The sequence below is a fragment of the Streptomyces spiramenti genome (assembly GCF_012034385.1).
GTDB lineage: Bacteria > Actinomycetota > Actinomycetes > Streptomycetales > Streptomycetaceae > Streptomyces > Streptomyces spiramenti.
In genome coordinates this window covers 30,738-42,566 of the sequence record NZ_JAAVJB010000001.1, presented here as the reverse complement: position 1 = coordinate 42,566, position 11,829 = coordinate 30,738, and the positions used below count along the sequence as shown (strand labels likewise).

General features: G+C 75.7%; 1 protein-coding gene. It reads left to right on the top strand.

All coding sequences use genetic code 11. The features are described from left to right. Nucleotides 1-33 precede the first annotated feature (33 nt). On the top strand, nucleotides 34-11,817 hold the full coding sequence (locus HCJ92_RS00085) for a type I polyketide synthase (RefSeq protein WP_167931256.1): 11,784 nt from the start codon (nucleotides 34-36) through the stop codon (nucleotides 11,815-11,817). Nucleotides 11,818-11,829 lie beyond the last annotated feature (12 nt).

Genomic DNA, 11,829 nt, shown 5'->3' with positions numbered 1-11,829 from the left:
CGACCGCCCCGCGTACGAAGGTGACGATGCACGGTGAATGACGACAAGCTGCGCGACTACCTCAAGCGGGTGGCCGCCGACCTGCACCGGACCAAGCAGCGCCTCGGCGAGGCCGAGGCCAAGGACCAGGAGCCCATCGCCGTCGTCGCCATGGGCTGCCGCTACCCCGGCGGTGTGCGCACCCCCGAGGAGCTGTGGCACCTCGTCTCGACGGGGACCGACGCGATCACCCCCTTCCCCGCCGACCGCGGCTGGGACCTGGCCGACCTGCACGACCCGGCGGGGGAGCGCCCCGGCACCACCTACAGCGCGGAGGGAGGCTTCCTCGACGACGTCGCCGACTTCGACCCCGGATTCTTCGGGATCTCCCCGCGCGAGGCCCTCGCCATGGACCCGCAGCAGCGGCTCCTCCTGGAGACCAGCTGGGAGACCTTCGAACGCGCGGGGATCGACCCGCACACCCTGCGCGGCAGCCGCACCGGGGTCTTCGCCGGGGTGATGTACCAGGACTACGCGGTCCGGCTGCGCGACGTGCCCGAGGACGTCCGGGGCTACCTCGGCAACGGCAGCTCCGACAGCGTCGCGTCCGGTCGCGTCGCCTACACCTTCGGCCTCGAAGGCCCCGCCCTCTCCGTGGACACCGCGTGTTCGTCGTCCCTGGTCGCGCTGCACCTGGCCTGCCAGGCGCTACGGCAGGGCGACTGCGCGCTCGCGCTCGCCGGCGGCGCCATGGTGATGTCCACGCCGGTGCCGTTCGTGGAGATGAGTCGGCAGAACGGCCTCGCCGCCGACGGCCGGTGCAAGTCGTTCTCGGCCGCCGCCGACGGCACCGGCTGGGGGGAGGGCGTCGGCATGCTCCTCCTGGAGCGCCTCTCGGACGCCCGGCGCAACGGACACCCGGTGCTCGCGCTCGTCCGGGGCTCCGCGGTCAACCAGGACGGCGCCAGCAGCCGCCTCACCGCGCCGAACGGGCCGTCCCAACAGCGCGTCATCCGCCAGGCCCTCGCCCACGCCCGACTCTCGGCGGCGGACGTCGACGTCGTCGAGGCCCACGGCACGGGCACCCCGCTCGGCGATCCCATCGAGGCACAGGCGCTCCTCGCCACCTACGGCCGGGAACACACCGCCGAGCGGCCGCTGCTCATCGGCTCGCTGAAGTCCAACATCGGACACACCCAGGCCGCCGCCGGCGTGGGCGGCGTCATCAAGATGGTCCTCGCCATGCGGCACGGCGTGGTGCCGCCCTCCTTGCACGGGGCGGAGCCCACCCCCCAGGTCGACTGGTCCACAGGGACGCTGAAGCTTGTCACGGACGCCACCGACTGGCCCGAGACCGGGCGTCCGCGCCGCGCCGCCGTGTCCTCCTTCGGAGTCAGCGGCACCAACGGCCACGTCGTCCTGGAACAGGCCGAGCCCGCCGAGATCCCGCCTCCCGCCGGGGAACCCACCGGTCCCGTGCCGTGCGTGCTGTCGGGGCGAAGCGCCGACGCGCTGCGCGCCCAGGCCGCCGCGCTGCACGCCCACGTGGAGCGCGCGCCCGGCCTCCACCCCGCCGACATCGCCCACACCCTGGCGACGGGCCGGGCCGCGCACGAGCACCGGGCCGCCCTCGTCGCCGACGACCGCCAGGCGCTGCTCGACGGGCTGGCCGCGCTCGCCCGCGGCACCGACCCGCTGCCGCCGGGCGCCGTGCGCGGCACGGCCCGCACCGGCGAGGCGGTCGCCTTCGTCTTCCCCGGCCAAGGCTCCCAGTGGCCCGGCATGACCCGTGAACTCCTCGACACCTCCGCGGTGTTCGCAGCCCGCTTCGCCCGGTGCGCCGACGCTCTCGCCCCGTACACCGACTTCTCGCTCACGGACGTGGTCCGCGGTGTCCCCGGCGCCCCGGGGCTGGACCGCGTGGACGTCGTCCAGCCCGCCCTGTTCGCGGTGATGGTCTCCCTCGCCGAGCTGTGGCGGGCCCACGGCGTCGAGCCCGCGGCCGTGGTGGGGCACAGCCAGGGGGAGATCGCCGCCGCCTGCGTCGCCGGCGCGCTCACCCTGGACGACGCCGCGAAGGTCGTCGCGCTGCGCGCGAGGGCGCTGCGGGCCCTCGCCGGGCACGGTGGCATGGCGTCGGTGTCGCTGCCCGCCGACCGCGTCCGGGAACGCATCGTGCCCTGGGCCGGGCGCATCGCGCTCGCCGCCGTCAACGGCCCCGAGTCGGTCGCCGTCTCCGGCGACCCCGAGGCGCTGGCCGAACTTCTCACCGCCCTCGACGCCGAGGGAGTGAGGACCCGCGCCATCCCGGTCGACTACGCCTCGCACGGTCCGCAGGTAGAGGCGATCCGCGCGGAGCTGTCCCGGAACCTGGCGGACATCGCGCCCCTTCCTGCCGTCGTGCCCTTCTACTCGACCGTCACCGGCGGCCTGCTGGACACCGGCCTGCTGGACGCCGCCTACTGGTACGAGAACCTCCGCCACACCGTGGAGTTCGAACGGGCCACGCAGGCCCTGCTCGCCGACGGGCACCGCGTGCACGTCGAGGTCAGCCCGCACCCCGTGCTGACCTCCGCCCTCCAGGACACCGCCGCGGCGGCCGGCACCGACACCCTCGCGCTCGGCACCCTGCGCCGCGACGACGGCGGTCGGCGTCGCGTGCTCACCGCGCTCGCGGAGCTGCACGTGCGCGGCGTGCCCGTCGACTGGGACGCCGCGCTCCCCGGGCACCACCCCCCACGCGCCGACCTGCCCACGTACGCGTTCCAGCGGGAGCGCTACTGGCTGGAGGACACCGGCGCGCCGGCGGGCGACGCCGCCTCGCTCGGCCTCGCCCCCTCCGGGCATCCGCTCCTCGGCGCCGTCGTCGCGCTCGCCGACAGCGGAGGCCTGCTGTTCACCGGCAGGCTCTCGCCACGCACCCACCCCTGGCTCGCCGACCACACCGTCCACGGCGACACCCTGCTGCCCGGTACCGCCTTCCTGGAACTCGCCGTCCTCGCCGGGGACCGCACGGGCTGCTCCCATGTCCGGGAGATCACCCTCGAAGCGCCCCTCACACTGCCGCCGGACGGCGGCATCGTGCTGCGACTGTCCGTCGGCGTGCCCGCCGCCGACCGCACCCGCACCCTCGCCCTGCACGCGCGGCCCGACGACCCCGACACCGACGAGGAGTGGACCCGCCACGCCACCGGCGTTCTCGCCCCTGCGGCACCGGCCCCCGTCCCGGTCGCCGCCCCGAGCGCCTGGCCGCCGCCCGGCGCGGTCCCCGTCGACCTCGATGGCATGTACGCGCGCTACGCCGAGGGGGGATTCGCCTACGGCCCCGCCTTCCAGGGACTCACGGCGGTGTGGCGGCTCGGCGACGACCTGTACGCCGAAGCCGCGCTGCCGCCCGCGATCCACCAGGACGCGCGACGGTTCGCCCTGCATCCGGCGCTGCTCGACGCCGCTCTGCACGCCACCGGAGTCACCACCGACGCGGAGAGCGAGGGCGGCCGCATGCCGTTCGTCTGGTCGGGGGTGACCCTGCACGCGTCGGGAGCCGCCGCGCTGCGCGTCCGGGTGACCAGGACCGCGCCGGACACCCTCGCACTCGATGTCGCCGACGCCACCGGAAGCCCCGTCGCCTCGGTGGATTCCCTGGTGCTTCGCCCTGCCGCACCGGCCGCCGCCGCGGCCCGCACCCACCACGACTCGCTGTTCCGGGTGGAGTGGGCCCCCGTCACCTGCCCGCCCGCTCCCGTCGACGCCGTCTGGGCGGTCATCGGCCCGGGGGACACCGGCCTGCCGGCATCGACCGCCCACGCCGACACCGCCGCCCTCGTCGCCGCCCTCGACGCCGGCAGCGCGCCCCCCGGGCTGGTGATGATGCCCCGACCGACCTGCCACGAGGGTGACCGGGACGACGTCGCGGACATGCACACCGCGGTCCACAGGGCTCTGGGGACGCTCCAGACCTGGCTGGCCGACCCGCGGCTCGCGGGGACGAGGCTCGCCCTCGTCACCCGGGGCGCCGTCGGCGACGCGCCCGCGGACCCGGCCGGCGCGGCCGTGTGGGGGCTGGTGCGCTCCGCCCAGTCCGAACACCCCGGCCGGTTCGTCCTCCTGGACCTGGACCCGGACCGCGAGGCGGCGGCGGAGACCGTCGCCTCGGCGCTCACCTCCGGGGAACAACAAGTCGCCGTACGCGGCGACACCGTCCTCACCCCCAGGCTCGCCAAGGTCCCGACCACCGACCCGGTACCCCTCACGCTCGACCCCGACGGCACCGTCCTTGTCACCGGCGGCACCGGACTGCTCGGCACCCACGTGGCCCGCCACCTCGTGGCACGGCACGGCGTCCGCCGCCTCCTCCTCACCGGACGCCGCGGGCCGGACGCGCCGGACGCCGCCGGCATCGCCGCGGAACTCACCGCGCTCGGCGCCCACGTCACGGTCGCCGCCTGCGACGTCGCCGACCGGAGCGCCCTCGCCTCGCTGCTCGACCGGATTCCCGGCGACCACCCGCTGACAGCCGTCGTGCACGCCGCGGGCGTCCTCGACGACGGTGTCGTCACCTCCCTCACCCCGGACCGGGTCGACGCGGTGCTGCGCCCCAAGGCCGACGCCGCCCGGTACCTGCACGAGCTCACGCGGGACACGGAGCTGCGGGCGTTCGTCCTCTTCTCCTCCGCCGCGGGCACCCTCGGCGGCCCCGGGCAGGGCAACTACGCTGCCGCCAACGCCTACATGGACGCCCTCGCCCAGCGGCGCCGCGCGCTCGGCCTGCCCGCGCAGTCCCTCGCCTGGACCCTGTGGGAGCAGCGCTCCGCCCTGACCGGCCACCTCGACGCCGCCGACCTGCGTCGCCTGGCCCGCTCCGGCATGCCGCCGCTCACCACCGACGAGGGCCTCGCCCTCCTCGACGCGGCGCTCACGGTCGACGCCGCCGCGTTGGTGCCGCTCCGGCTCGATCCGCGTGCGCTGCGGGCCCGGGCCGCCGAGGGCGAGCCGGTGCCGCCGCTCCTGCGCTCCCTCGTGCGCGTGCCGCTGTCGCGCAGGGCCGCGGCCGACGGCACCCCGGGGAGCGCCGGTGACGCCCCGTCCGAGGGCCTTGCCGCGCTGCCGGAGGCCGAACGCCTCCGCGTGCTCGTCCGGTTGGTGTGCGCCCAGGCCGCCGCCGTGCTCGGGCACACCTCCGACGGCGCGGTCGCCCCGGCGCGTGCCTTCCGCGACCTCGGGTTCGACTCCCTCGCCTCCGTCGAACTGCGGAACCGCCTGAACGCCGCCACCGGTCTGCGGCTGCCCGCCACACTGGTCTTCGACCACCCGTCGCCGGAGGCGCTCGCCACGCATCTGCGGGACGAGCTGGCCGGCGGGAAGCCCACGGCCCCGGCGCCCGCGTCCGGCACATCCCTCGCACCCGCTACCTCCGGCAAGGCCGCCGCGGACGAGCCGATCGCCATCGTCGGGATGGGGTGCCGCTTCCCCGGAGCGGTCCGCACCCCCGACGACCTGTGGCGACTCGTCGCCTCCGGGGGCGACGCCATCCGTCCCTTCCCCACCGACCGCGGCTGGGACCTCGACGCGCTCCACGACCCGGACCCCACGCACACCGGCACCTCGTACGTGCGTGAAGGCGGCTTCCTCGCCGGCGCCGGTGACTTCGACCCCGACTTCTTCGGCATCTCGCCCCGCGAGGCGATCGCCATGGACCCGCAGCAGCGACTGCTGCTCACCCTCACCTGGGAGGCGTGCGAGCGCGCCGGGATCGACCCGGCCGCACTGCGCGGCACCCCGGCGGGCGTCTTCATCGGCCTGATGCAGCAGGACTACGCGGTTCGGCTTCTCCCGCACATCCCCGAGGACGTCGAGGGCTTCCTGGGAACCGGCAACTCCGGCAGCGTCGTCTCCGGCCGCATCGCCTACACCTTCGGCCTCGAAGGTCCCGCCCTCACCATCGACACGGCGTGCTCCTCCTCGCTCGTGGCCCTCCACACCGCGGTGCAGTCGCTGCGCCGCGGCGAGTGCTCGCTGGCCCTCGCGGGCGGGGTCACCGTGATGTCCAGCCCCGAACTCTTCGTGGAGTTCAGCCGTCAGGGCGGCCTCGCCGCCGACGGCCGCTGCAAGTCCTTCGCCGCCGCGGCGGACGGCACCGGCTTCGGTGAGGGCGCCGGGGTCCTGCTGCTGGAGCGCCTGTCGGACGCCCGCCGCAACGGTCGTCCGGTGCTGGCGGTGGTGCGGGGGAGCGCCGTCAACCAGGACGGTGCGAGCAACGGTCTGACGGCGCCGAACGGGCCGAGTCAGCAACGGGTGATCCGCGCGGCGCTCGCCGACGCCGGACTGTCGGCGCAGGACGTGGACGCCGTGGAGGCGCACGGGACCGGCACCCGCCTGGGTGACCCGATCGAGGCGCAGGCGCTTCTCGCGACGTACGGCCGGGAACGCCGGGCGGGGCGGCCACTGTGGCTCGGCTCGCTGAAGTCCAACATCGGCCACACCTCCGCGGCGGCCGGCGTCGCCGGGGTGATGAAGATGGTCCTCGCGATGCAGCACGGGACGCTGCCGCGGAGCCTTCACGTCGACGAGCCGACCCCTCGGGTCGACTGGTCCGCGGGTGAGGTGCGGTTGCTCGCCGAGGCACGACCGTGGGAGGCCGACACCGGGCCCCGCCGGGCGGGGGTGTCGTCGTTCGGCGTCAGCGGGACGAACGCGCACGTGATCCTGGAGCAGGTGCCGGACGCGGTCCCTCCCCGGGGCGGTGACATGCCGCTGCCGGTGCCCTGGATGCTGTCCGCGAAGTCTCCCCAGGCGTTGCGGGAGCAGGCGGCCGGGCTGGTGGAGGTGTGCGGCACCGAGACGCGGGTCGGGGACGTGGCCCTGTCGCTCGCGGTGACGCGTGCTCGCTTCGAGCACCGGGCGGTGGTCGTGGGGGACCACGAGCAGCTGCTGCTGGGGGTGAGGGCACTGGCCGCCGGCGAGCCGTCGCCGTTCGTCGCGGAGGGGCTGGCGTCGGCGTCCGGCAAGACGGTGTTCCTGTTCCCCGGGCAGGGCGCGCAGTGGGCGGGAATGGCACGTGAACTGCTGGACGCGTCGCAGGAGTTCGCGGAGTCCATGCGGGAGTGCGCGGCGGCGCTGGCCCCGTTCACGGAGTGGTCGCTGCTGGACGTGGTGCGCTCGGGCGACGGCCTGGACCGCGTGGACGTGGTCCAGCCGGTGCTGTTCGCGGTGATGGTGTCGCTGGCGCGGCTGTGGCGCTCCTTCGGTGTGGTGCCCGACGCAGTGGTGGGGCACTCGCAGGGCGAGATCGCCGCGGCAGTGGCAGCCGGAGGTCTGTCACCGGCGGACGGCGCGAAGGTGGTCGCGTTGCGCAGCCGGGCGATCGCGGGCCTGGCCGGGCAGGGCGGGATGGTGTCACTCGCCATGTCGTCGCAGCGGGCCGCGGAGGCTGTCGCGGCCTGGGACGGACGTCTTTCGGTGGCGGCGGTCAACGGCCCCTCGGCGGTGGTGGTGTCCGGCGACACCGGCGCCCTGGAGCAACTGCTCGCCGCCTGTGGGACGGACGGCGTACGAGCCCGGCGGGTCGATGTGGACTACGCCTCGCACTCGGCCCACGTGGAGCGCGTCGAGCGGGAGCTGGTGCAGGCGCTGGAGGGAATCCGACCGACCCGCGGTGACGTGCCGCTGTTCTCCACCGTGACGGGTGAGTGGCTGGACACCTCGACGATGGACGCCGCCTACTGGTACGCCAACCTGCGCCGCCCGGTCGCCTTCGAACCCGCCGTCCGCACGCTGGCCGGCGAGGGCTTCGACGCCTTCATCGAGGTGAGCCCGCACCCGGTGCTCGCCATGGCGGTGGAGGAGACCCTGGAGGCGGCCGACGCGACCGGCGTCGTCCTGGGCACGCTCCGGCGGGACGAAGGCGGACCCCAGCGGATGCTTCTCGCCCTCGGGCAGGCCCACGCGCGCGGCGTCGCGGTCGACTGGTCACCCGCCTTCGCGGGCACCGGGGCCACCCGGACCGACCTGCCCACCTATCCCTTCCAGGAACGACGCCTCTGGCTGGACGTCCCGACCACCAGCCGGGATGTCGTCTCCGCGGGCCTCGGCGCGACAGGGCACCCCCTCCTGGGCGCCGCCGTGGAGATCGCCGACACGGGAGAACTCCTGTGCACCGGCCGCCTCTCGCTGCGCAGCCACCCGTGGCTCGCCGAGCACGCGGTGCGGGGGACCGTCCTGCTGCCCGGCACCGCCTTCCTGGAGCTGGCGCTCCGCGCCGGCGAAGCGGCGGGCTGCGCAGCTGTGGACGAACTCACCCTGTCCGCGCCGCTCCCGCTGCGCCCCGAGGACGCCGTCCGGATTCAGGTGCGGCTCGGGGCGCCCGACGCGGACGGGCGGCGGGCGATCGGCGTCTTCGCGCGGGCCGAGAGCGAGACCGGGGCGGGGACAGGAAGTGCGTCCGCGTGGACCGTCCACGCCACCGGAACCGTCGGTCCCGCGGCGCGCCCCGCCGGGCCCGCCCTCGTGGCCTGGCCGCCGTCCGGCGCCGAGGCCGTGGACATCGGGGACCTCTACGAGCGGTTCGCGGCTGCCGGACACGCCTACGGGCCAACTTTCCAGGGCATCCGCGCCGCCTGGGCGCGGCACGGAGAGATCTGCGCCGAACTCGTCCTGGACGAGCGGCAGCACGCCGATGCCCCCGGGTACCGGATCCACCCGGCGCTCCTGGACGCCGCCCTGCAGACCGCCGCCCTGCTGCCCGGCCGCGACGACACCGCACGCCTGCCGTTCAGCTGGAACGACGTCGCCGCGCACACCGCGGGTTCCACCGCCGTACGGGTTCGACTCACCGGCGAGGGGCCGGACGCCGTCGCCCTGACGGTGTACGACCTGGCGGGGCAGGAGGTGCTGTCGGCCGGTTCACTCGCCCTGCGCCCCGCGTCGGGGGTCGGGGCGTGGGGCGCGGGCCACGGCCGGGACGGGCTGCACCGGGTGGACTGGGTGCCGCTGCCGGAGGCCGGCGTGCCCGTGCCGAAGGCACCCCCGTGGGGCGACTGGGCCGTCCTGCGTGACGCGCCCGACAGCCCGGTGCCCGGCCTGGTCGTCGCCGACTGCCCGCGCGCTGACGCCCGGCAGGAGGGCACGGGCGGCGGCACCGACCCGGGCGCGGCGTTCCACGCCGCCGTCGTGGAGTGCCTCGCCCTCGTGCGGGAGTGGCTGTCCGACGAGCGGTTCGACGGCTCCGTCCTCGCCGTGGTCACCCGGGGGTCCGTGACCACCGGCCCCGGCGACCGGGCGGCGGACTGGACGCGGTCCGGCCAGTGGGGGCTGCTGCGGACGGCACAGACCGAACACCCCGGCCGCTTCCTGCTGGTGGACCTGGACGACGACCCCCGGTCACGTGCCGCGCTGCCCACCGCGCTCGCCTCGGGCGAACCCCACGTCGCCGTACGCGCCGGGGAACCGCTCGTGCCGCGGCTGACCGCGGGGCCCGGCCGGGACACCCTCGTGCCGCCCCCGGACAGCCCCGACGGCTGGCAGATCGCCCTGTCCGGGGACGGCACGGTCGACGGGCTGACGACCGAACCCGCGCCCGACGCGTTCGCCCCGCTCGGTGCGGGCGAGGTGCGGATCGCCGTACGGGCCGCGGGCCTCAACTTCCACGACGTGGTGGTCGCACTCGGACTCGACCCCGACCAGGCAGGACTTGGCAGCGAGGGCGCCGGTGTCGTCCTGGAGGCCGGCGCCGGGGTCGCCGACCTCGTGCCCGGCGACCGGGTGATGGGCGTCTTCGGCGGCGCCTTCGGGCCGACCGCAGTCGCCGATCGGCGGACCCTCGCCCGGATCCCGGCCGGCTGGACGTTCGCGCAGGCCGCGTCGGTACCGATCGCCTTCCTCACCGCCTACTACGGCCTGTTCGACCTCGGGGGGCTGCGTCGCGGCCAGTCGGTCCTGGTGCACGCGGCGGCGGGCGGCGTCGGCATGGCGGCCGTGCAGCTCGCACGGCACGCAGGGGCCGAGGTGTACGGGACCGCGAGCCCAGCCAAGCAGGACGTGCTGCGGGCCTCGGGGCTGACCGGCGACCACATCGCCTCCAGCCGCACCCTCGACTTCGCCGACCGCTTCCTCGGCGTCAGCGGTGGCCGTGGCGTGGACCTCGTCCTCGACTGCCTGGCGCGCGAGTTCGTCGACGCGTCCCTGGCGCTGCTGCCGCGGGGCGGCCGGTTCGTGGAGATGGGCAAGACCGACGTGCGCGACGCCGCCGAGGTGGCACGCCGGCACCCCGGCGTCCACTACCGGGCCTTCGACCTGATGGAGGCCGGAGCCGAACGGATCGGCGCCATGCTCGCCGAGGTGCTGTCCCTGTTCGAACGGGGCGAGCTGACGCCGCTGCCCCTGAACTGCTGGGATCTGCGTCAGGCGCCGCAGGCGTTCCGCCACCTGAGCCAGTCCCGGCACATCGGGAAGAACGTCTTCACGCTGCCCGCGCCCCTCGACCCCGAGGGCACCGTCCTGATCACCGGTGGCACCGGCACCCTCGGCGGACTCGTCGCCCGCCACCTGGTCGCCGCACACGGCGCACGCCGACTGCTGCTCACCGGCCGCTCCGGCGCGGACGCTCCTGGCGTCGGACCACTCGTGCGCGCACTCGCCGAGGCGGGCGCCCACGTGACCGTCGAGACCTGCGACGTGACCGACCGTGCCGCGCTCGCCGAGCTGCTCGCGGGTGTCCCGCAGGCACACCCGCTCACCGCTGTCGTGCACGCCGCCGGAGTCCTCGACGACACCACCGTCACCGCGCTCACGCCCGACCGGCTCGCACGGGTCCTGCGGCCCAAGGCGGACGCCGCGCTCGCCCTGCACGAGCTGACCCGGGGACGCGACCTGGCCGCCTTCATCCTGTTCTCCTCCGGCGCCGCCCTGCTCGGCGGCGCCGGGCAGGCCAACTACGCCGCCGCCAACGCCGCGCTCGACGCACTGGCGGCACGCCGCCGGGCCGAGGGGACGCACGCGGTGTCCATCGCCTGGGGCATGTGGGAGCAGCGTAGCGCGCTGACCGCCCACCTCACCGACACCGACGTACGGAAGATGGCGCGGGGCGGCATCGGCGCCCTGCCCACGGAAACCGCACTCGCCCTCTTCGACGCGGCACTGACCGCCCCGCAGCCGCACGTGCTGGCCGCCGACATCGACACGGCCGCGCTGCGAGCGGCGACCGCCACGGGCACACCCCTGCCGCCGTTGCTCAGCGGGCTGGTGCGTGGGGCGGGCAGGAACGCGGCGCGGTCGGCCGCTGCCGCCCGGCCCGCCGGTCCGTCGCTCGCCGAGCGGTTGGCGGAGCTGCCGCCCGCAGAGGCGCATCGTGCCCTGCTCGACCTGGTGCGCGGCAACGCGGCCGCCGTCCTCGGCCACCCCTCGACCGACCTGATCGGAGCGGAACGGCCCTTCAAGGAGCTGGGCTTCGACTCCCTCACCGGTGTGGAGCTCCGCAACCGGCTCATGGCCGTGACCGTGACCCGGCTGCCGGCCGCGCTGGTCTTCGACCACCCCACCCCCGACGCGCTCGCCCGCCACCTCGCTGCCCACCTCTCCCCGGTCTCCGCACCGACCGCGCCCCCGGTGGCCGCCGATCTCGACCGGCTCGACGCGCTCGCCACCGAACTGGCCGACACCGGCACCGACGGCGCACAGCGGCGCGCGGATCTCGCCCGGCGGCTGCGAGGCGCCCTCGCCCGCCTCGAACCGGCACCGGACGCCGCGGCGGGTGAGGACCGCGCCGATTCCGCCGCGGCCGTCGAGTCCGCCACCAACGAAGAGATCTTCGACCTGATCGACAAGGAGCTGGGCATCTCGTGAGTCCCGTCCAGA